The organism is Streptomyces sp. NPDC101234 (assembly GCF_044767525.1).
In the GTDB taxonomy this organism is placed as follows: Bacteria; Actinomycetota; Actinomycetes; order Streptomycetales; family Streptomycetaceae; genus Streptomyces; species Streptomyces sasae.
In genome coordinates, this window is the sequence record NZ_JBIWOA010000002.1 from 265442 (window position 1) to 285782 (window position 20341).

Genomic DNA, 20341 nt, shown 5'->3' on the forward strand with positions numbered 1-20341 from the left:
TCCGACTCCCCCTGCCCCGCCCTCCCCCTCGCTCACCGAGGGGCCCGCCCCCGAGTCTGCGGTACACGCCGCCGGCAGGGCCTAGGCCAGGCCTAGGCCCGCCCGTGGGAGACGGCTGCCCGTCGGGCCAGGGCGTCGAAGACCACCGCGATCAGCAGCACCCCGCCGGTGATCATGAACTGGACGGCGGGCTGGACGCCGAGCAGGGCCATGCCCGACGCGATCGACTGGATGACCAGCACCCCCAGCAGGGCCGACCAGGTCGAGCCGCGGCCGCCGAAGAGGCTGGTGCCGCCGATGACGGCGGCGGCGATCGCGTTGATCAGCAGCATTCCGGAGCCCGGCACCTGGGTCGCGGAGGTGAGCCGGGAGGCGAAGAACAGACCGCCGACCGCGGCCAGCGCGCCCGACACCAGGAACACCGAGACCTGGACCCACGCCACCCCGACCCCGGCCCGCAGCGCGGCCTCCGCGCCGCCGCCCAGGGCGAGGACCCGCCTGCCGTAGGTGGTGCGGCGCAGGAGCAGGTCGGAGACGACGAGGACGGCGAGGAAGACCAGGAGCGCGAGCGGGACGCCCTCGAAGCGGCCGAGTACATGGGCGGTCGCGAACGTCACCACGGTGAGCAGAGCCGTACGGACCCAGATCTCGGCCGCCGGGCGGCACGGCATGCCGGTGGCGGCGCGGCGGGCGCGGTCGTGGAAGGAGACGGCCAGGTACGCGGCGGTGCCGAGCGCCGCCACGCCGTAGCCGGCGACGGGGACGCCGAAGTGGCGGGCGGTCAGCATGGCGACCAGTCCGTCCCCGCTGAAATTGATGGTGCCCTCCGGGCCCAGCAGGTAGAGCATCAGCCCGTTCCAGGCCAGCAGCCCCGCGAGGGTGATGACGAACGCGGGGACCCCGGTCCTGGTGAACACGAACCCGTGGAAGGCCCCGGCGGCCGCGCCCGCCGCCACCGCCACCAGCACGGCGAGCCACTCCGGTATCCCGTGGTTCACGTTCAGCGTCGCGAACAGGGCGCCCGACAGGCCGGCCAGCGAGCCCACCGACAGGTCGAGCTCGCCGATGACCAGCACGAAGACGACACCGACGGCGATGATTCCGGTGCCGACGATGTCCACGCTCAGCACGGACAGGTTGCGCGGCGAGAGGAAGTTGGCGTTGAGGCCCTGGAAGACCGCCCAGATCACGGCGACGGTCAGCAGGACCGGGGCCGGGCCGAGGCCGCCCTCGTGCAGTCTGTGGCGGGCCGCGCCCGCGTACTTCTTGAACCGTTCGCCGTACCGCCGCCCCCTCACGGCCATGTCTCCTCCGAGCCGGCCGGGGGATGCCGTCTGGCGTGGTCGGCCGCGCCGGTGATGGAGGCGATGATCTCCTCCTGGGAGGTGGTGCCGACCTTGAAGACCCCGTTGTTGCGGCCCAGGCGCAGCACCGCGACCCGGTCGGCGACGGCCTTGATGTCACCCATGTTGTGGCTGATCAGGAGCACCCCGGTGCCCCGGTCGCGGATCTCCTCGATCAGGTCGAGGAGCTGGTTGGTCTGTTCGAGGCCCAGGGAGGCGGTGGGCTCGTCGAGGAGCAGCAGCCGGGGTGCGCTGAGGAAGGAGCGGGTGATCGCGACGACCTGCCGCTGGCCGCCGGTCAGCGTGGCGAGCGGCGCCCGTACGTCGGGGATGTGGATGGGCAGGGTCCGCAGCAGCTCGCGGGCCCGGCGCTCCATCTCGACCTCGTCGAGGATGCCGAACCGGTGGATCTCCCGGCCGAGGAAGAGATTGCCGACGACGTCGAGGTTCCCGCACATCGACAGGTCCTGGTAGACGGTCGCGATGCCGAGGTCCCGGGCGTCGTGGGGGCGTTTGATCTGGACCGGGCGGCCCTCCCACTCGATGACACCCTTTTCGGGGACGACGACGCCCGAGATCACCTTGACCAGCGTGGACTTGCCCGCGGCGTTGGCGCCGACCAGGGCGACCACCTCCCCGGCCCGGATCTCCAGGTCGACGTCCACCAGCGCCTGGACGGCGGCGAAACGCTTGGAGACACCGCGCAGCGCCAACAGGGGCTGAACCACGGGGCGACCTCCTTCCCCCGCCGTCGGGGTGTCAGGTGAGTCCGGCCCTGTCGCAGGCGGACCGGAGCTTCGGGGTGCATATCTGATCGATGGTGTATATACCGTCCTTTATCAGAGTGTCCTTGATCGTGCCGACCGTCACCGAGTACGACGGCAGCAGAACCGAGGGGATCTTCTTCGTCGTCACGCTGTCGACGGTGCCGGTGGCGACGGACCCGGCCGGCTCGCCGCGTCCCAGGGCCACGGCCATCTCGGCGGCCGCGTCCGCCTCGGCCCGGTACGACTTGTAGACGGTCATGTACTGCCGGCCCGCGACGATGCGCTGCACGGCCACCAGGTCGGCGTCCTGGCCCGTGACCGGGGGCACCGGCCGGACCGCGCTCGCGTCGAACGCGGAGATCACGGCACCGGCGAGGCTGTCGTTGGCGGCCAGGACGCCGTCGATACGCCCCGCACCCAGGGCCGCGATGGCGCCGGCCATGTTGGTGTAGGCGTTCTCCGGCCGCCAGCCGGCGGTGTCGTACGACTTGCCGATCCGTACCTTGCCGTCGAGGACCGAGAGCGCCCCGCGCTTGAACCAGCCGGTGTTCGGGTCGTTCGCGGCGCCGTTCATCATGACGATCTGGCCGCCCCGCGCCTTCGGGCCCATCGCCTTCAGCAGCGCCTCGCCCTGGAGCCTGCCGACGGTCGCGCCGTCGAAGGTGACGTACCCGGAGACCGGGCCCTGCGCGAGCCGGTCGTAGGCGACGACCGGGATGCCGGCCCGGTGCGCGGCCTCGACGGACGAGCGCAGCGACTCGGGGTCGATGGCGGAGAGGATCAGGACGTCCACGCGCCGGGTGATCAGGGCGTTGAGCTGTTGTTGCTGGACGTCCGCGTCGGGGGTGGCGGCGATGATCGGGGCCGGGCAGTGCGGGCACAGCTGCTTCAGCCGCTGCTCGATGAGCGGCCGGTCGAACTGCCCGAACCGCGAGGCCCCGCCGCCCGGCAGCAGCACACCGACGCTGAGGTGGTCGCTCCGGCTCCCGCTCCCGCCGCCCCCGCCGCAGGCCGCGCTGAGCGCCAGCCCGGCACCGGCCACGGCCGCCACCCAGGCACGGGCGAGGGATCCGCGCTTCCCGCCCGGAAGCCCGACAGTGAGACCCATGACCGGTTCCTTAGGGGGCGATTGCAGGCGTTTATCGCTGGTTGTCCGATATCAGGGTAGTCAAGCTGTCACCGGGTCTCGTCGCGAAGCGCCCGGTCGATCGCGGACAGCGCGCCGGTCAGCTGTGCGTAGTCGCCGGCCGACAGCGGTCTGACGAAGAACTCCTCCACCACCCGGGCATGGACGGCCGCCGCGCCCAGGAACGCCGTACGCCCCTCGGCGGTCGGTTCCACCAGGGCCACCCGCCGGTCCCCGGGCGACGGGGCGCGGCGGACCAGCCCGGCCTCCTCCATACGGTCGATCAGCCGGGTGGTGCCGCTGCTGGTGAGCGTGAGGTCGTCGGCCAGCTGCCGCTGGGAGACCTCCTCGCCGGGTCGGCGGCAGAGTCGTATCAGCACCTCCAGCATGGTGTGGCTGATCCCGCACTCCCGGCGCAGCGCGCTGTCGATCCGCTGCTCCAGACGGGTGGCGGACTTGATCAGCAGCCCGAAGTCGCGGACGAGCGGGCTGTTGGCGGCGCGCGCGGCTTCGTCGTCGTGCGGGGGTGAGGCGTTCATCCGGGCGACTTTACTGCCGGCTCACTTACTGCTGTGTCACTCACTGTCACCTCACCTGCCTCTGTCTCAATTGCTGACTAGTCAATTGCTGAGTAGTCAATGAAATCGTACGGTGGAAGCACCGACCCCGGACCACGGACCCGCGAGCGAGAGGAAGACCAGTGGATCTGCAGCACTGGCTCGGTCGAGCCACCGACGCGATACAGGAGTGGGCCGACACCTTCGGCCCCTACCGGCCGCACCCGTCCCTCGACGTGACCGACGACCGCTTCGCACCGGTCTTCGAGGAGCTCACGGACCGGCTGAAGGACAACTACCCCTTCTTCCATCCGCACTACGCGGGCCAGATGCTCAAGCCCCCGCACCCCGCCGCGGTGGTCGGCCACCTCACCGCGATGCTGATCAACCCCAACAACCACGCCCTGGACGGCGGCCCCGCCACGGCCGCGATGGAACGCGAGGCGGTCGCGCAGCTCGCCGCCATGTTCGGCTACGACGAGCACCTCGGCCACCTCACCACCAGCGGCACGATCGCCAACCTCGAAGCCCTCTTCGTCGCCCGCGAACTGCACCCCGGCCGGGGCATCGCGCACAGCGCCGACGCCCACTACACCCACGGCCGGATGTGCCACGTCCTGGGCATGACGAGCCACCCCGTCCGCACCGACGGCCAGGGCCGGATGGATCCCGACGCGCTGGCGGAGGTGCTGGAGACCGGTGACGTGGGCACCGTCGTCCTCACCACCGGCACCACAGGCCTGGGCGCCGTCGACCCCGTCCACGAGATCCTGCCGCTCGCCGAGCGGTACGGCGTCCGCGTCCACGTCGACGCGGCCTACGGCGGCTTCTTCACGCTCCTCGCCGGCGCCGACGGCCCCGAGGGGCTGCCGCCCGAGCCCTGGCGGGCCCTCGCCCGGGCCGACTCGATCGTCGTCGACCCGCACAAGCACGGACTCCAGCCGTACGGCTGCGGAGCCGTCCTCTTCCGCGACCCCGAGGTGGGCCGCTTCTACCTGCACGACTCGCCCTACACCTACTTCACCTCCACCGAGCTCCACCTCGGCGAGATCAGCCTGGAGTGCTCCCGGGCCGGCGCCGCCGCGGCCGCACTGTGGCTCACCTTCCGGCTTCTCCCGCCCGCCCCCGAGGGCCTCGGCCAGGTCCTGGCGGCCGGGCGGCGGGCGGCGCTGCGCTGGGCGGACCTGATCGAGGCGTCCGAGTACCTGGGGCTCTACCAGCGGCCCCAGCTCGACATCGTCAGCTACTTCCCGGTCACCGACCCGGCGGCCCTCTCCGCGATCGACGCGGCCTCCGCCCGGATCCTGACGGACGGCATGACCGGCCCCGACCCGGTCTTCCTCAGCACCCTCAGGGCCGACCGCGAGGCCTTCGCCGCCCGCCACCCCAAGATCACGGCGGACGCGGACGGCGCCCGGATCCTGCGCAGCGTCCTCATGAAGCCGGAGTCGGAGGACCACGTCGAGCACCTGCACGGCAGGGTGGAGCAACTGGTCGTCGCCGGGCGGACGCCCGGTCCCTGACCGCCCCGGGCACACGTCGGGCGCTCTTCGCCCGGCGGCCCGCTCGCCCGGCCTACGCTGGCGCCGGACGAAGGGACACCGGGGGACACCGAGGGGCACCATGGGACGCATCACCGACCGGACCGTTCTGATCGTCGGCGCCTCGTCGGGCATCGGCGCCGAGGTGGCCCGCCAACTCGGCCACGGCGGCAACCGGTTCGTCATCACGGCCCGGCGCACCGCCGAACTCGCCACCGTGGCCGCGGAGATACGGGCCGCGGGCAGCGCCTGCCTGGACCTGCCCGCGGACGCTCTGGACCCGGCGGCCGCCGCCGGGGTGGTGGCGGCCGCCGTCGCGGAGTACGGCTCCGTCGACGTCGCGCTCCTCAACGCCGGGCAGGGGCCGGACATGGCCATGGACCGGGTGAGCGTCGCGGACGTCTCGCGGATCATGGCGCTGAACTACGACGTGGTGGTCAACTACCTGGTCCCGCTGATCGGGCAGCTGCGCGGGCAGCCCGGCGGCGGCCTGATCGCCCACACCAACTCCCTGGCCGGGCTGATGGGCATCCCCCGGCAGGGGCCGTACTCGGCGGCGAAGGCGGCCGTGCGCACCCTCGTCGACACCGCGCGCATCGAACTCGCGCCGCACGACGTCCGGTTCACCTCGATCCACCCGGGCTTCGTCGCCACCGAGCGCATCGAGGGCGACGGCCTGCCCAAACCCTTCCAGATCAGCCAGGAGCGGGCCGCCCGGTATGTCGTACGCGCCCTGGAGAAGGAGCCGGCGCAGGCGTACTTCCCGTGGCCCACGGCGGCACTGGTGCGCACGCTGCGGGCCCTGCCCACGCCGGTCTCCGCCGCCGTACTGCGCCGACTGGCGTCGGCCGGCTAGCCCGCCACGTTCTCCGCGAACCCGAGTTCGCGCAGTGCGGTGCGCAGCCGGGTCGCCGCCTCGTCCAGCGCGGCCTCGTCCTTCTCGACCTCGGCCCTGGAGAAGTCGAAGTCGGCCATGCCCCAGGCGGGCGCGACATGGATGTGCATATGAGGCACCTCGAAACCGGCGATGACCAGTCCGGCCCGGGGCGCGTCCCAGGCTCGCCGCACCCCGCGGCCGATCGCCTGCGCCACGGTGACACAGCGGGCCAGCAACTCGCCGTCCGTGTCGGTCCACTGGTCCACCTCCCGCCGGGGCACCACCAGCGTGTGGCCGGGGGTCAGCGGGGCGATGCTGAGGAACGCGGCGACCTCGGGGTCCTGCCAGACGAACCGGGCGGGCAGTTCACCGGCGAGGATCCGGGAAAAGAGCGTGGGCATGAGGGCGAGTATCCCTTCAACGGGTGAGGGTCACCAGGTGAGTTCCGTCGAATCCTGCCGTCGTCGAATGCTGCCGTCGTCGAGCGCAGCCGTCGCCGGGGACGACGGACGCCGCGGCGAGGAAGAAGCGCACCGGCGCCTGGGCCCGCCGGCGGTTCCGACGGGCCCGGGCGGGCTCGGGCGTGACTGTCCGTGGTGTCAGTTCACCGTGAAGCAGTAGTGGTACGGCTGCAGTCGGATGCCGGAGGCGCTCGTCGCGTAGACCGTGGCGCAGTAGTCGCCGGCGGCGGGCGGGGTCCAGTCGACGCTCGCCGTGTGGTCGGCTCCCGCGTCGACCGTGACCTCCGGGTCGCCGTCGAAGGAGTACGTGTAGCTCGCCACGCCCTTCACCTTCGGCGCGAACGTGAAGGTGCCGGGGACACCCGCGCCGCCGCCCGAGCCGTTCTCCGGGTAGACGTCCGAGGTGATTGTGGGAGTGGTGTCGTAGCCGATGTTCCAGGACCCCGCGTCGCTCACCCAGCCGTTCGCGCTTTTGCTGGTCACGTCGACGCTGTCGCCGGCGATGCCGTCCAGCGTGAGGTCGGCTCGGGCGGTGCCGTCCGACCCGGCCGGGACGTCGACGGTGCTGTCGTCGAGCGTCTTCACCGAGTAGCCGACGACCGGGCTGACCGCCTGGACGCCCGGATCGGGCCGGAGCGTGAACGTGACCGTGTCGCCGAACTCGGGGGACGGGTTGTCCGGGTTCCGGGTGTCCGGCTGGTCCGCGTCGGTCGAGCAGGTCTGGTAGCCGTTGAACAGCTGAGTGGGCGTGACGGGCGTCGGGGCGGCCGCGCTCGCGGGTGCCGCGGCGGCGGCCAGCGCCAGCCCCAGGGTGCCGAGGACGGCGAGGACGGCACGCGCGCGGGTGTGTGCGAGTGCGGGTGCGGGTGCGAGTGAGTGTGCCCGAAGGGCGTGGTCAAGTGGTCCCTCCCGTTTGGATGCCCGAAGCCGGTGGCTCGATGCGCACCGGTGTACGGGCGGCGGGGGGATCGCATGGGTGTGCCGTGGTGGGACGCATGAGAATTACGGGTGCGGGTGGGGTTGGCCGAACCCGTCCCCCGGATGGTGGGGATGCTCTACCGTGAAGCCCCTCAAAGCGGTGCGAGCCTGGCGGTTGCGGGTCGAGGGGGAGCCACAGGTGCAGGCAGGTGACGGCCGGACGCCGGACCCCGGCGGCGACTCGGCCCCCGATGCCGACGACCACGTCGACTTCCGGCAGGGTGTCTTCCGGGGGCAGGTCGTCGGAAAGATGATCGTGAACCACGGCCGTCGCCGTCCCGACCGGCCCGCTCCGTGCACGCTGCCGATGGCGCAGCGCGGCTTCACCGGACGGGCCGGCGAACTGGCCGCGCTGGCAGCACGGTTGGGGCCGCCCGTCGGCCCGGCCCCGGACGCGCCGCTCGTCTGTGTCGTCACCGGCCTCGGCGGCATGGGCAAGACCGCGCTCGCGCTCAAGGCCGCGCACCGGGCCCGGAACGAGGGCTGGTTCACCGGAGGAGCCCTCTTCCTCGACCTCGCGGGCTACGACGACACCCCCGTCACCCCCACCCAGGCGGTGACCTCGTTGCTGCACGCCCTCGCCACCGGCGACCTCGACCTCCGCTCCGACCTGGTCGGCCACTACGGCGAGGAGGGCCACCAGCTCGACGCCTACCGCAGCCACCTCGCGGCGCTCGCCGACGCCGGCCGGCGGGTCCTGCTGGTGCTCGACAACGTCTCCGACTCGGCGCAGATCTCACCGCTGCTGCCCGCCAGCGGTCTGCACTGCGTGCTCATCACCTCGCGCGAATGCCATGAGTCGCTGACGGCCGTCGAGTTACCCCTGGGACCCCTCACCCCCGACGACTCCGTCCGCCTGATCGCCCCGGCGTTACGCCGGCGGGCCGGCGGCGCGGACGAGTGGACGCCGGAGGAGGCCGAGTCGGTGCGCGAGCTGACCCGGCTGTGCGACCGTATGCCGCTCGCCCTGCGGATCGCCACCTCCCTCCTGCACCGGCGCCATGTCCGCAACCCGCTGGCGTCACTGGTCGAGGAGCTGAGAGCGGCCGTCGACCGCACCCGGGTCCTGACCAGCCGGGGCGTCGACGAATACGGCCGGGCCCTGGCGCTGGCCCCCGTGTTCGACATGTCCTTCCGCCGGCTGCCCCCGGACCGGACCCGGGCGCTGTGCCGGCTGGCCCAGGTGCCCTTCCAGGACTTCAGCACCGAAACGGCGGTGGTGGCCACCGGACGGCCCCGGCCCCTGGCACTGGATCTCCTCGACGACCTCGTGGGTGCCCATCTGATCACCGGCGAGGGACGCGGCGACGAACTCCCCGAGCGCTGGCGCATCCACGACCTGGTCCGCGGCTATGCGAGTGCGCTCGCCGCCGACGACCCCGTACTCGGCGAGGAGGGCCGCCGGGCGCGCCGGGAGATACGGCACCACTACCGGACGAAGGCGGCGGCCGCCGACCGTCAGCTGCGGGCGCCCTCCGACGGCCCGCCGCCCGATCTGTTCAAGGGGCGGGCGGAGGCGCTCTCCTGGTTCCAGGCCGAGCGCGTCAACCTCGTCGCCGCCGTCCAGTGGCCCGACGAACACGACCCGGACTGCACCGTGGCGCTCGCGCTCCACCTGGCCGAATTCCTGCGCAGACGGCGCTACTTCGAGGACTGGGTCAGTGTCAGCCGCACGGCCGGGGAACGGGCGCGCCGGTCGGGGAACCGGCACGCGGAGGCGACCGTCTGCAACCACCTCGGCAACGCGCTGCTGCGTGCCGAGCGGTCCGACGAGGCCATCGAACCCCTCGTCCACGCGGCGGACCTGTTCCGTCGGCTCGGCGATCCGGCCGGCGAGGGCATGGCATGGAACAACCTCGGTCTCGCCCAGCGCAGATGCGGCCTGCTGCACGAGTCCGTCGTCACCCACCGGCGGGCCCGTGACCGCTTCCGTGACATCGGCGAGCGCTCCCACGAGGGCCGTGCCTGGCACAACCTCGGTCTGGTGCTGGACGCCCTGGGCCGGCACGGCGAGGCGGCGCTCGTGCTCCAACGGGCCTGCGTTCTGCACCGCGAGACCCACAACCGTTTCCTGCACGGAGATTCGCTCAACAGCCTCGGCTGCGTCCTGCACGCGGCGGGTCGCACCGATGCGGCCGTCGCCGCCCTGCAGGAGTCCCTCCGCATCCGCCACGACTCAGACAACTGGTACGCCAACAGCCTGACCTGGAACAACCTCGCCCGGGTCCTGGACAGCGCCGGCCGCGCCCCGGAGGCCGCCCACGCCCGGATCCGCGCCGCCGAGGCGGCCACCCGCGCCGGCACCACCGACACGAGCTACGGCCACCACCACTGAGAGCCCTGCGCACCGGCACCCGCCGGGAGCGTGCCGCGGGCTAGGATCCGGGCCATGGCTCTGACGACGAGCGAGGTGGACCGGTTCGAGGCGTCCAGGACCCGGCTGGGGGCCATCGCCTACCGGCTCCTCGGTTCCGCGAGCGAGGCCGAGGACGTCGTACAGGAGACGTATCTGCGCTGGCAGGCGGCCGACGTCGGCCGTATCGAGGTCCCCGAGGCCTGGCTGACCAAGGTGCTGACCAACCTGTGCCTCAACCAGCTCACCTCGGCCCGCGCCCGCCGCGAGACCTACGTCGGCCAGTGGCTCCCCGAGCCGCTGCTCGCCGGTGATCCGCTGCTCGGCCCCGCCGACACCGCCGAACGGCGCGAGTCCGTGTCGTACGCCGTCCTGACCCTGCTGGAGCGCCTCACCCCCGGCGAGCGCGCGGTGTACGTGCTGCGGGAGGCCTTCGACTACCCGCACCGGGAGATCGCCGCGATCCTCGACCTCACCGAGGCCGCCAGCCAGCAGATCTTCCACCGGGCCAGGAAGCACGTCGCCGAGGGCAGGGCCCGTACCGAGGTCGACGAGGCCGCCGCCCGGCGGATCGTCGAGGAGTTCCTCGCGGCCGCCACCAGCGGCCGTACCGAGCCGCTCGTCCGGCTGCTCACCCAGGACGCGGTCGCGATGGGCGACGGCGGCGGGAAGGTCCCGGCCCGGGCCAAGGCGTTCGAGGGCGCCCTCGCGGTCGCGAGTCTCATGCGGGGCCTGTTCAAACCGGGCCCGGCCCAGCGGGCTTTGGCCGGCGGCTCGGTCGAGTTCTACTTCACGGCCGTCAACGGCGGCCCCGCCCTCGTGGCGGTCGTCGACGGCCGGGTCTTCGGGATCATGTGCCTGGAGATCACTCCGGAGGGCATCGCCGCGTTCCGCAGCCAGGCCAACCCCGACAAGCTCGAACGCGCGACCAGGCAGTGGGCGGCCGGCGACCACGGCGAACCTCTGCTCCGCCTCTTCTGAACAACCATGTGAGCTGGTTCACATCACCTTCCTGTCAGGAATCGGCGGGCCGCCCGGTTCAAGGGGCGACCCGCCAAAGAGCTGGATGACAGGAGCACGGACATGCAGCACCGCATCGTCGTCCTCGGAGCCGGATACACCGGAGCCGTCGCCGCCGGCCGCCTCGCCCGGCGGCTGCACCGCGAGGACGTCGCCATCACCCTCGTCAACGCCGAACCCGACTTCGTCGAGCGCGTCCGGATGCATCAGCTCGCGGTCGGCCAGGAGCTCAGGCCCCGGCCCTTCGCCGAGATGTTCGCGGGCACCGGAGTCGCCCTGAAGCTCGCGACGGTCACCGCCGTGGACGTCGACCGGAAGACGGTCACCACCGTCGACGCGGCCGGCGCGGCGGAGGAGATCGCGTACGACACCCTCATCTACGCCCTCGGCAGTGCCTGGAACGACCAGGGCGTCCCCGGCGCCGCCGAGCACGCCCACCAGATCGCGAGCCGCCCCGGCGCGCTCCGGCTACGCGAGCGCCTCGCCGGTCTCGCCGCCGGGCAGCCCGTGGTCGTGGTCGGCGGCGGCCTCACCGGCCTGGAGGCCGCGACCGAGATCGCGGAGGCCCGCCCGGACCTCCGGGTCGCCCTCGCCGCCCGCGGCGGCCTCGGCGACTGGCTCTCGCCCAAGGGGCGCCGGCACCTGCGGAAGGTCGTCGACCGGCTCGGCATCACCGTGTACGAGCACACCGCCGTCGCCGCGGTGACGGCCGACCATGTCACCACCGCCGAGGGCGGCACGGTCCCCGCCGCCGTCACCCTGTGGACCACCGGCTTCGCCGTCCACCCCATCCCCCGGGCCACCGTCCTGGAGGTCACCGACACCGGCCGGATCGTCGTCGACGGGACCATGCGCTCGGTCTCGCACCCCGACGTCTACGCCATCGGTGACGCGGCCCTCGCGGCGGGCCCCGGCGACAAGCCGCTCCGGATGTCCTGCGCCTCGGGCGTCCCCATGGCCTGGCAGGCCGCGGACACCATCGCGGCCCGCCTCACCGGCGGCAAGCTCCCGAACACCCCGATCCGCTACTTCAACCAGTGCATCTCGCTGGGCCGCAGGGAAGGCCTGATCCAGTACGTCACAGCCGACGACCGCGCCGTACGGGCGGCCCTGACCGGCCGGACCGCCGCCGTCTACAAGGAACTCGTCTGCAAGGGCGCGGCCTGGGGCGTCGCCAACCCGCTGCTCGGCATCCCCGCCAGGCGCCGCCACGTCGTCGCACCGCAGCCGGCCCCGACGACAACCGCACAGACCGCCACGCGGGCCTGACGGCCACTTGCCCCCGGCCTCCCCGGCCTCCCCGGCCTCCCCGGCCTCCCCGGCCTCCCCGGCCTCCCCGGCCTCCCCGGCCTCCCCGGCCTCCCCGGCCCCCCCCGGCCTCCCCGGCCCCCCGGTGTGACCTGCCTGACCGGTACCGGGCATCCGGCGGGCCCTGGCCGGGGTGACGCTTCCCGGCGACCGTGCGCTGGGGGAGTAAGCCGGTCGCTCCCCGGACCTCTCCACGCCGTTCGTGTCTCCCCCCGTGAACGGCGCGGAGCCGGCGGGGGCGGCCGGCCCTTCCGCCGCGGCGTCCGGCCGATCCGTCACGGCGTCCGGCCGATCCGCCGCGGCGTCCGGCCGATCCGTCACGGCGGCACGGCGCACGAGGTCAGCGGCCGATCCGCCCCGTTCCCACCCGGCAGCGTGATGGATCGAGACCCGCGTGCGCTCCTTCTGACATGAACGAGTACCTCCGTCTGCGCGCGGTGCCGGCCCCGGCGCTGCGCAACAGCCCGACCTGGCTGGAACGGCTCTTCGAGAGCGACTCGGAGACCGTCCGGCACCGGCGCTATCTGGACCAGGAGCGCATCTACGCCGGCGCCTGCCCGCTCGGTTCCACAACCCGTCCCGAGACCCAGGTGCTGCTGGGCGGCCGCCCCGTGGTCCGCCTCGACCGCCACAAGCCGCCCCTGCTGGTACTGACCGCCGCCCAGGCCCGCCAGGTGGCCGGGTTCCTGACGGCGGCCGACTTCGACGCCCTGTGGGATCTCGCCCGCGACACCCTGATGCCGCACTACGGCGGCACGCCCGCGGAGCCCGAGACCTGGGGCGAGTTCGCCGCGGCCCACCAGGAGCTCAGAACCTTCTACGCGCAGACGGCCGAGTCCGGCGACGCGGTGGTGAAGTGCCTGTCCGAGCCGTGAGCCGCCTTCACCCGCCCGGTCCGAGCCTCCGGCGGGACCGCCCGGGTGTCAGCCCTTCGGCCCCGCCGACTGGACCACCTCGAAGGACCACAGCGTCGAACCGGAGGCCGCCGGCTTCGGCCGCTCGTCCTCGGCCCCGCCCTGGTGCGCCGCCTTCATCGGCCCCTCCATCCACGCCTGGAAGGACTCCTCGTCCCGCCACCGCGTGTACACCAGGTACTGGTCGGTCCCCTCGACGGGCCGCAGCAGCTCGAACCACTCGAACCCGTCCGAGTTCTCCACGGCGTGGGCCCGGGACGCGAACCGCTTCTCCAGCGTCTCCCGCTGCTCGGCCGGCACGGTCAGTACGTTGATCTTGACTACGCTCATGGGCCCATCCTGCCGCAGAGGTGATCAGGAGGGCGTGAGCGACCAACTGATCATTCGTAGCGGACACGGAGTCGTTCGGGCCGACGGAGCCAGGCGGTTCGGTCCGCGCGATGACCCAGCGGGTGCGGCCGAGGTCAGAGCCGTGGGCAACGGAACGTCGGTCGACCAGGCGGCAGATGCCGCGTTTCCGCAGCAAGTCGGCGGTACTTGCCGTAGTCGTGGCGCCGTCGGCGAAGAGCCGTCCGGGTCGGTTGCGGAGACGTCCGCGGCACCCCTCGGGCGCGGGGCATCCCGTCGGTGACACCCAGTCGATGCGCGGCGAGGACTACGGCGGTCACCCTCTCGCCGGCAGCGGCATGCGGCCGGTCGCCCACGCCGGCGCGTTGGCCATCGGCGTGCCTCGGGTTCCGTGACGCCTCGCCCGCCGGTGCCGAGCAGGTGGTTGCCCGGCACCGGCCTGCGCGTCGGGGAGAGCGGTGGAGTGGTCGTCGGGCCGTGACCGGGCGGAGGGGGCCGGTGCTTGCCCGTGGGCTGCGGCTCAGTTCACGGTGAGGACGGCGGAGTCGTTGCGGCTGTCCGGATCGAAGTCGGGCCGGTGGGAGTCGGCCGGGTCCGGGCCCCAGACCAGTTGGACGCTGCCTGTGGCATGGGTGACGACGTCGTCGACTCGAAGGGTCAGGGCGAAGTCGGTGACCTGTCCCTTGGGCACGATGTAGCCCGGCAGCGCGCAGATGTAGGGTCCCTTGGCCTTGGCGGTCGGGTTGTCCTCCTGCCACGGGGCGCAGTTGGCCGAGTGGCCGACGGCGGTGGTGCCGGGCGGGAGCGTGACCCAGGCGGTGGGTACTCCGTCACCGCCGCTGCGGTCGTACAGGGTCGCCGGACCGCCTGCGGCCAGGTTGAAGCCGAGGGTCGCGGTCGTACCCACACCGGCTTGAGCACTCGCGCCGGAGACTGCGAAGTCGGCTGTGTTGCGGGCCTTGAGCGAAGCGATCCCGTAGTCGGTGACGGTGCCGGTCTGCGGCAGTGAAACGGATCCCGCCGGGGCCGAAGAATGTCGGCCTGCCTTGATCACCTTGAGCTTGAGCGCGGGCGCCGAGTCTTTGCCCCACGTCCACTTGATGCCCTGGCCGTCCGGCCAGCCGGGCTGGCCGAGAGGTGCGGTGAGGACGTCGAGGTAGGTGAACAGGGCGGTGGAGTTCACGTGCAGGCGCACCGGGGCGGACAGGGCAGCCGTCTCTGCGATGTCGATGGCACCCTTGGGGTAGCACTTGGCGAAGTGGACGGGTCCGTTGGATCCGTACTGGCAGTTCGAGTAGTGGTCGGCGAAGTCCAGGCCGGGTGAGGCTGCCAGGACGGTCTGCACACCGCGGGCGGGACGGTCGCCGACGTTGGTGAACCGGACCGGTTCCGTGAGGTTGCTGCCGACCTTCAGGTTGGTGTGATCGGCGAGGCGGTTCAGGCCGAAGGACGGCCCTCCCACGGTGACCGATCCCGTGCCACCCACGATCTGCGCGTGCGCGGACCGGCCGGTGATCTTGTACGTTCCCGTGGCGCCCAGCCGGCTGCCTCTGAGCGCGGTCAGGGTCAGCTGAGTCATGGACCCGAGGCCGGTCTTCGGATCGGATCCCGACTCGAACGACTCCGAGCACGTGGCGACCAGGCCATGGGCGGTGCAGTTGCTTGAGAACGCCACCTTGGCGATCTTCGACAGACCCCGGGCGTCCACGGTCAGAGTGGCATCGTAGGCCGTGAGGTTCTTGGTCTTCGTGTGGAAGTCGAAGTACAGGCCTGCCGTGGCAGGAGCGGCCGGCAGGGCCGCCGGAGTCGGCGCGTCCATGGTGATCACCGGCTGGCCGGAAACAGCACCGGCCGGACCCGCGACCAGCAACGATGCGGCCAGACCTGCCGCCGAAGCGAACACGGCGGCTAAGCCGGTGAGGGAATTGCGTCTCATCAACATCCTTATGTTTGAGGAGGCTTGCATGGATTCACTGAACGGACCGGGTGGGACGTCAGTCCCTGTCCGCACCACGCCGACCACCGGGCGATCGGGCACAGGCACCGGTCCGTCTCCTTCGCAGCTGCTGAAGCTGCACGCCGGCAAGCCGGTCACGCCTCCGGCGGTGACGAACGGCACGACCTTAGATCACCGGTATGACAAACACCCACGCCAATTCCTCCGGAACCGGCCCCAGCCCGCATGAAGCACCAGATCCCCCGCGGGGTCCCGTCGGCTCGCCACCAGCGACGTCAGGGGACGGCCGCCGTGCACAACGATGCGAACGGCCTGCTCCGCTGCGCGGGGTTGTGGGGACTTATGAGGGAGTACAAGGGTGATCAGGAGGGCGGGAGCGGCCAGTTGGTGTGCCGGTCGTGGATCGCGAGCTTCGCAGTGCGCGGTCGGTCGGGGCATCTCTCGTCCCGGGTTGGTCCGACTGGTCGGATCTGACGGTGGGTCGTGCCGGGGCGTTCCGGGCGGGGGCAGAGCCGAGGTTATGAATGCGGCATCTGACCGTTCATGAACATCGACCTCGGGAGCCACACGATGCGCCCCATCAGGGCAGCCTTTCTCGGCACGGCCACTGCGCTGGTCACCCTTCTCGCCTGCGCCCCTGTCGCGGGCGCCGCGACGGACACCGATTTCGCCCACGCCAAGGGCGGACACCAGGTCATCACACTCATCGGCCACCTCGTGCAGCAGACACGCTTCCCCGTCAATCCCGGCGGCAGCCCCGCCCAGGGCGATCGGACCGTCTTCCGCTCGGAACTCTTCGACCAGCTCGGCAACAAGGTCGGCGACACCGGCGGCACCTGCACCACCACCCGGGTCGACAGCGGCGGAGCGGAGGAGTGCGTCGTGAACTACAACCTCCCGGGCGGCCAACTCACCGTGCAGGGGATGGTCTTCGGCATCCTCAACCCGGGCCCTCCCCCTTCGTTCGACAACGCGGTCACCGGCGGCACCGGGGTGTTCAACCGGGCTCGTGGCTCGGTCCACGCCGTCACGATCGGCACGGGTACGCGGCGCTTCACGATCGACCTCTACCGCTGACCGAACCTGCCCCTTCAACGCCATCGTCCGGGGATTCCTCGGCGAGAAGGGGGAGTTCGACGGAGTGACCCGGTCGGCTGACAGGAACGGGCGCCCTCTTGTGGCCGACCCGGGGATCGATCGAACCGTGGTCGTACGACTCCGCCCTTCGCGCAACCGGTCCGCGCGGGTCGGCGTCCCTCCATGAGTCCGCAAGGTCGACTCCACTGAAGGACACGCCCATGACCGGTACGGCCGCCCGCTATCTCTATCTCGCCCGTCACGCCGAGGCATCGCCGGACGAGAGCGAACTGACCGCTGCGGGCCGCCGCCAGGCCGCCCTGCTGGGGGAGCGGCTCCGTGGGGTCCCGCTGGCGGCGATCCACCACGGGCCCCTCGCCCGTGCCGAACAGACCGCCCGGCTGATCGGTGAACAGCTCGACGGCGTCCCGCGCCGTCGCTCCGAAGCGGCCGGCGACTACCTCCCCTACCTGCCGGCACACGAGGAACTGCCGCCGGAGGCGGCCGACGCCTGGATCAAGTTCCTGGACCAGTTCACGGCCGAGGAACGCGAACAGGGCCCCGGGCTCGCGGCGGCGGCGCTCGCGGATTTCACCGGACCCGTCGCCGGCGACGAACCGCGCCACGAGCTTGTCGTCACCCACAACTTCCTCGTCGGCTGGCTCGTCCGAGCCGCTCTCGCCGCGCCGAAGTGGCGATGGCTGGGCATCAACCACGCCAACGCGGCCCTGACGGTCATCCGCTACGCACCCGACCGCCCGCCGGCGCTCCTCCTCTTCAACGACACCGGCCACCTCCCCACCGAGCTCCGCTGGACCGGCTTTCCGCCGGAGCTCCACGTCTGAGGCGGCTTCACAGGGTTACAGGGCGTTGTCCCTCAGCCAGGCCAGGACCTGGTCGGCGTGCTTGTTCGGCGGGAAGATCGGATAGAACACGTGCTCGATCACGTCGTTCCTGACGATCAGTGTGAGCCGTTTGTACAGCGTCAGCCCGCCGACGGTGAACGTGGGCAGTTCCAGCGCTCGGGCCAGGCTTCGGGCCGGGTCGGAAAGCATCTCGAACGGCAGGCGGAGCCGCTCGGTGACCTCACGCTGGTAGTCGCTGTCCTGGCTGGAGAGGCCGTACACCCGGGCCGCGCCGGCCGCGAGCAGATCCTGGTGGTGGTCGCGGAAGCCGCATGTCTCGGGGGTGTAGCCACGGGCGCCGGGGATGGCGTCCCAGCCCTCGGGCAGATCGACGCCGGGACGGCCCGTCAGCGGGTAGATGTAGAGCACCGTGCGACCTGCACCCAGCGCGTCGAGGCCGACCGTCGCGCCGTCGGTGGCCCGGAGTTCCAGCTGCGGCATTCCGGTTCCGGGCAGGTGGGCGGCGGCGCCGTCGTCCTCGGGAACGGGCAGGTCGGCAGGCAGGCTCGTGTAGTCGGTCATCGGTTCCTCTCCTTCGGTGGCCGGTGAGCGGCGGCTGTTGCGGTGGGCGGCCTCGTGCAGGTGCGCCACAAGCACCGCCCGGCGGGCGGTGAGGCCCTCGATCCGCTGCGTGAGCTCGTTGATGGCGTCCCGGTACCCGGCCAGCGCGGCCGGGCAGTCGTCCGCGTGCCGGTGTCCCAGGGCCAGGCAGTCCAGGAACGGCCGTGTCCCCTCGACAGGGATGCCGAGGCGGCCCAGCGCCCGGATCTCCTGGGTCAGCCGTACGTCGTGCTCGTCGTAGTCCCGATAGCCGTTGCCCAGCCGCGCCGGGGCGAGCAGCCCGAGCGACTCGTAGTAGCGCACCGCCTTGGTCGTCACACCGGCTCGCCGAGCCAGCTCCCCGATCCGCATGCCTCTCACCTCGAAGAACGCTAAACCCTGCCCTCAAGGGTAAGGTCAAGCGCTCCGCGGGCACGGTCGCTGCACAGGCCTTCACGGCGTTCATGGGCCCGTCACCCTCGCAAGCCCATCACCCTCCTGGGCCCATCACCCTCCTGGGCCCATCACCCTCCTGGGCCCGTCACTCTCATGGGCCCGCCCTGCACCGGCGGTGCCGCGCCCGAGGCCCCGGCGAGTCGCAGCCACCCGCCCCGGTGATTTCATCGAACTCACGTACAACCTTTACTTGTTGGCGCGGGTCTCTTGATCGCCGGACATTCAACGACTCCGGACGTCCGCCCGGTGCGGACGGCCCCCCGCATGCCGCAGGAGACCACCCGCATGCACACGTTCCCGCGACTCGCCCTCGCGACGGCCACTGCGGCCGCGCTGACGGGCGGTCTGCTCACGTTCTCGGCCGCTTCGGCGTCGGCCGCGGACTCCGTCAAGGTCGCGCACGCCGACTTCAACGGCGACGGCATCGGCGACATCGCCACCTCGGCGGCCACCGCCTACGTCAGCGGCCACAAGAACGCCGGCCAGATCGTCGCCCTCTACGGCTCGAAGACCACCGGTGTCACCGCCGCCAAGCACACCACCCTCAGCCAGAACAGCACCGGCGTCCCCGGCACCGCCGCGGCCGGCGACGAGTTCGGCTACGACCTGGCGTACGCCGACTTCAACGGCGACGGCTACGACGACCTCGCGGTCTCCGCGCCGTACGACAAGGTCGGCACCGACACCGACGGCGGTACCGTCACGCTGCTCTGGGGTTCCAAGAGCGGCCTCACCGGGAAGGGCGTGGATCTCAAGGACCCGTCCCCGTCCTCGCACGACAACTGGGGGCTGACCCTGGCCGCCGGTGACTTCGACGGCGACGGCAAGGCCGACCTGGCCGTCGGCAGCTCCTCCGCCACCCTGTGGGTGCTCAAGGGCGGCATCGCGAGCAACGGCACCCCCGGCGGCCGGTACACCGTCAAGGCGCCGATCCGCGCCGGCAACAGCTCGTCGGCCTACGGCCCGCTGCACCTCACCGCTGGCGACGTCAACGGCGACGGCCGCAGCGACCTGGTCGTCGACGGGTTCGAGACGAAGACCAGCAACCAGTGGAACACCAACTACTGGCTGCCGGGCACCGCGAACGGCCTGACCGCCACCGGCGTGAAGACGCTGAAGAGCGGCATCGTCACGGGGATCGGCGACATCAACGGCGACGGCTTCGGCGACATCGTCAGCGGCGCCGACTGGGACAACACCTCCGACGGCACCACCGTCCCGGACTCCGCCAAGGGCGGCCGGGTGGCCGTCACCTACGGCAGCGCCTCCGGCCCGGCCAAGGTCACCATGTTCAACCAGAACACCTCCAACGTCCCCGGCGCCTCGGAGACGGGCGACGGCTTCGGCTGGGACCTCGACCTCGGGGACGTCAACGGCGACGGCTACGCCGACCTGGTCGTCTCCACGCCCAACGAGGACCTCGGCGGCAAGACCAACACCGGCCAGGTCACCGTCCTGTACGGCTCGAAGACCGGGATCAACCTCGCCTCCGGCGCCCAGTCCTTCGCCCAGAGCACGGCCGGTGTCCCCGGCGACGACGAGAAGAACGACCTCTTCGGCGCCGACGTCAAGCTCGACGACGTCAACGGCGACGGCAGGGCCGACCTGGTCGTCGGCTCGTACGAGAACGGTGGCGACGGCGCGGTGACCTACCTGCCGTCCAACGGCTCGAAGATCACCACGGCCGGCTCGCGGGCCATCGGCGCGAGCAACGTGGGCGTGCCGACGACGGGCATCCCGCAGTTCGGCGCGGTCTTCGCCGACTGAGCCCCCGGGAAGGCTCAGGAACGCCCAGGATGAACGCCGAGGACCG

General features: G+C 71.9%; 18 protein-coding genes. 9 read left to right on the top strand and 9 right to left on the bottom strand.

Annotated features, from left to right (window positions below; genetic code table 11):
- Nucleotides 1-92: 92 nt before the first annotated feature.
- The 4 genes from ACIRR9_RS04505 to ACIRR9_RS04520 form a co-directional block, all read right to left on the bottom strand.
- Nucleotides 93-1304 (bottom strand): sugar ABC transporter permease, encoded by a 1212-nt coding sequence (locus ACIRR9_RS04505; RefSeq protein WP_403747448.1) that lies wholly within the window; start codon nt 1302-1304, stop codon nt 93-95.
- Entirely contained in the window at nt 1295-2071 is a 777-nt protein-coding gene (locus ACIRR9_RS04510; RefSeq protein WP_365337684.1) for an ATP-binding cassette domain-containing protein, read from the bottom strand. Before ACIRR9_RS04510 ends, ACIRR9_RS04505 begins: the two co-directional genes overlap by 10 nt.
- A gap of 31 nt (nt 2072-2102) precedes the next feature.
- Nucleotides 2103-3218: a sugar ABC transporter substrate-binding protein gene (locus tag ACIRR9_RS04515; protein ID WP_403747450.1), complete on the bottom strand. Its 1116-nt coding sequence runs from the start codon at nt 3216-3218 to the stop codon at nt 2103-2105.
- A 68-nt stretch (nt 3219-3286) separates the two neighbouring features.
- Nucleotides 3287-3775: a MarR family transcriptional regulator gene (locus ACIRR9_RS04520; RefSeq protein WP_365337688.1), complete on the bottom strand. Its 489-nt coding sequence runs from the start codon at nt 3773-3775 to the stop codon at nt 3287-3289.
- Nucleotides 3776-3936: 161 nt separating this feature from the next.
- On the opposite strand from ACIRR9_RS04520, the gene ACIRR9_RS04525 reads away from it, so the two are divergent.
- Nucleotides 3937-5316, top strand: a complete 1380-nt coding sequence (locus ACIRR9_RS04525) for a pyridoxal phosphate-dependent decarboxylase family protein (protein WP_403747452.1) — start codon at nt 3937-3939, stop codon at nt 5314-5316.
- A gap of 100 nt (nt 5317-5416) precedes the next feature.
- Nucleotides 5417-6190 (top strand): SDR family NAD(P)-dependent oxidoreductase, encoded by a 774-nt coding sequence (locus tag ACIRR9_RS04530; RefSeq protein WP_403747454.1) that lies wholly within the window; start codon nt 5417-5419, stop codon nt 6188-6190.
- Here ACIRR9_RS04530 and ACIRR9_RS04535 read toward each other — a convergent pair.
- Together ACIRR9_RS04535 and ACIRR9_RS04540 are read right to left on the bottom strand one after the other, a co-directional pair.
- On the bottom strand, nt 6187-6612 hold the full coding sequence (locus ACIRR9_RS04535; RefSeq protein WP_403747456.1) for an HIT family protein: 426 nt from the start codon (nt 6610-6612) through the stop codon (nt 6187-6189). The genes ACIRR9_RS04530 and ACIRR9_RS04535 overlap by 4 nt on opposite strands.
- Before the next feature lie 198 nt (nt 6613-6810).
- Nucleotides 6811-7257: a hypothetical protein gene (locus ACIRR9_RS04540; protein WP_403747459.1), complete on the bottom strand. Its 447-nt coding sequence runs from the start codon at nt 7255-7257 to the stop codon at nt 6811-6813.
- 475 nt (nt 7258-7732) lie between these two features.
- Between ACIRR9_RS04540 and ACIRR9_RS04545 the strand changes: the two genes are divergently transcribed.
- The 4 genes from ACIRR9_RS04545 (at nt 7733) to ACIRR9_RS04560 (ending at nt 13206) form a co-directional block, all read left to right on the top strand.
- Nucleotides 7733-9985 carry a tetratricopeptide repeat protein gene (locus tag ACIRR9_RS04545; protein WP_403747460.1) on the top strand — a complete coding sequence of 751 codons (2253 nt, stop codon included), beginning with the start codon at nt 7733-7735 and terminating at the stop codon, nt 9983-9985.
- A 54-nt stretch (nt 9986-10039) separates the two neighbouring features.
- On the top strand, nt 10040-10984 hold the full coding sequence (gene sigJ / locus ACIRR9_RS04550) for an RNA polymerase sigma factor SigJ (RefSeq protein WP_403747463.1): 945 nt from the start codon (nt 10040-10042) through the stop codon (nt 10982-10984).
- Between the two features lie 102 nt (nt 10985-11086).
- Nucleotides 11087-12292 carry an NAD(P)/FAD-dependent oxidoreductase gene (locus ACIRR9_RS04555; protein WP_403747466.1) on the top strand — a complete coding sequence of 402 codons (1206 nt, stop codon included), beginning with the start codon at nt 11087-11089 and terminating at the stop codon, nt 12290-12292.
- A 449-nt stretch (nt 12293-12741) separates the two neighbouring features.
- Nucleotides 12742-13206: a DUF1877 family protein gene (locus ACIRR9_RS04560; protein WP_403747469.1), complete on the top strand. Its 465-nt coding sequence runs from the start codon at nt 12742-12744 to the stop codon at nt 13204-13206.
- A gap of 48 nt (nt 13207-13254) precedes the next feature.
- Here the strand turns inward: ACIRR9_RS04560 and ACIRR9_RS04565 are convergent, their stop codons facing one another.
- Both ACIRR9_RS04565 and ACIRR9_RS04570 read right to left on the bottom strand, forming a co-directional pair.
- Nucleotides 13255-13575, bottom strand: coding sequence for an antibiotic biosynthesis monooxygenase family protein (locus ACIRR9_RS04565; RefSeq protein ID WP_403747471.1), 321 nt, complete (start codon nt 13573-13575; stop codon nt 13255-13257).
- A gap of 538 nt (nt 13576-14113) precedes the next feature.
- Entirely contained in the window at nt 14114-15529 is a 1416-nt protein-coding gene (locus ACIRR9_RS04570) for a hypothetical protein (protein WP_403747474.1), read from the bottom strand.
- Between the two features lie 591 nt (nt 15530-16120).
- Between ACIRR9_RS04570 and ACIRR9_RS04575 the strand changes: the two genes are divergently transcribed.
- Both ACIRR9_RS04575 and ACIRR9_RS04580 read left to right on the top strand, forming a co-directional pair.
- Nucleotides 16121-16627: a hypothetical protein gene (locus ACIRR9_RS04575; protein ID WP_403747477.1), complete on the top strand. Its 507-nt coding sequence runs from the start codon at nt 16121-16123 to the stop codon at nt 16625-16627.
- 221 nt (nt 16628-16848) lie between these two features.
- Entirely contained in the window at nt 16849-17472 is a 624-nt protein-coding gene (locus ACIRR9_RS04580) for a histidine phosphatase family protein (RefSeq protein ID WP_403747478.1), read from the top strand.
- A 15-nt stretch (nt 17473-17487) separates the two neighbouring features.
- On the opposite strand, the gene ACIRR9_RS04585 is transcribed toward ACIRR9_RS04580, so the two are convergent.
- On the bottom strand, nt 17488-18444 hold the full coding sequence (locus ACIRR9_RS04585) for a MerR family transcriptional regulator (protein WP_403747480.1): 957 nt from the start codon (nt 18442-18444) through the stop codon (nt 17488-17490).
- Nucleotides 18445-18813: 369 nt separating this feature from the next.
- On the opposite strand from ACIRR9_RS04585, the gene ACIRR9_RS04590 reads away from it, so the two are divergent.
- A complete protein-coding gene (locus ACIRR9_RS04590; RefSeq protein ID WP_403747482.1) occupies nt 18814-20295 on the top strand; it encodes an FG-GAP and VCBS repeat-containing protein in 1482 nt (493 codons plus the stop codon).
- Nucleotides 20296-20341: the final 46 nt, after the last annotated feature.

Coding starts and splice junctions, on each gene's coding strand:
- ACIRR9_RS04535 (WP_403747456.1), bottom strand. CDS start 6,612: ATGCCCACGCTCTTTTCCCGGATCCTCGCCGGTGAACTGCCCGCCCGG.
- ACIRR9_RS04570 (WP_403747474.1), bottom strand. CDS start 15,529: ATGAGACGCAATTCCCTCACCGGCTTAGCCGCCGTGTTCGCTTCGGCG.
- ACIRR9_RS04565 (WP_403747471.1), bottom strand. CDS start 13,575: ATGAGCGTAGTCAAGATCAACGTACTGACCGTGCCGGCCGAGCAGCGG.
- ACIRR9_RS04520 (WP_365337688.1), bottom strand. CDS start 3,775: ATGAACGCCTCACCCCCGCACGACGACGAAGCCGCGCGCGCCGCCAAC.
- ACIRR9_RS04590 (WP_403747482.1), top strand. CDS start 18,814: ATGCACACGTTCCCGCGACTCGCCCTCGCGACGGCCACTGCGGCCGCG.
- ACIRR9_RS04580 (WP_403747478.1), top strand. CDS start 16,849: ATGACCGGTACGGCCGCCCGCTATCTCTATCTCGCCCGTCACGCCGAG.
- sigJ (WP_403747463.1), top strand. CDS start 10,040: ATGGCTCTGACGACGAGCGAGGTGGACCGGTTCGAGGCGTCCAGGACC.
- ACIRR9_RS04560 (WP_403747469.1), top strand. CDS start 12,742: ATGAACGAGTACCTCCGTCTGCGCGCGGTGCCGGCCCCGGCGCTGCGC.
- ACIRR9_RS04505 (WP_403747448.1), bottom strand. CDS start 1,304: ATGGCCGTGAGGGGGCGGCGGTACGGCGAACGGTTCAAGAAGTACGCG.
- ACIRR9_RS04575 (WP_403747477.1), top strand. CDS start 16,121: ATGCGCCCCATCAGGGCAGCCTTTCTCGGCACGGCCACTGCGCTGGTC.
- ACIRR9_RS04530 (WP_403747454.1), top strand. CDS start 5,417: ATGGGACGCATCACCGACCGGACCGTTCTGATCGTCGGCGCCTCGTCG.
- ACIRR9_RS04555 (WP_403747466.1), top strand. CDS start 11,087: ATGCAGCACCGCATCGTCGTCCTCGGAGCCGGATACACCGGAGCCGTC.
- ACIRR9_RS04585 (WP_403747480.1), bottom strand. CDS start 18,444: ATGCGGATCGGGGAGCTGGCTCGGCGAGCCGGTGTGACGACCAAGGCG.
- ACIRR9_RS04515 (WP_403747450.1), bottom strand. CDS start 3,218: ATGGGTCTCACTGTCGGGCTTCCGGGCGGGAAGCGCGGATCCCTCGCC.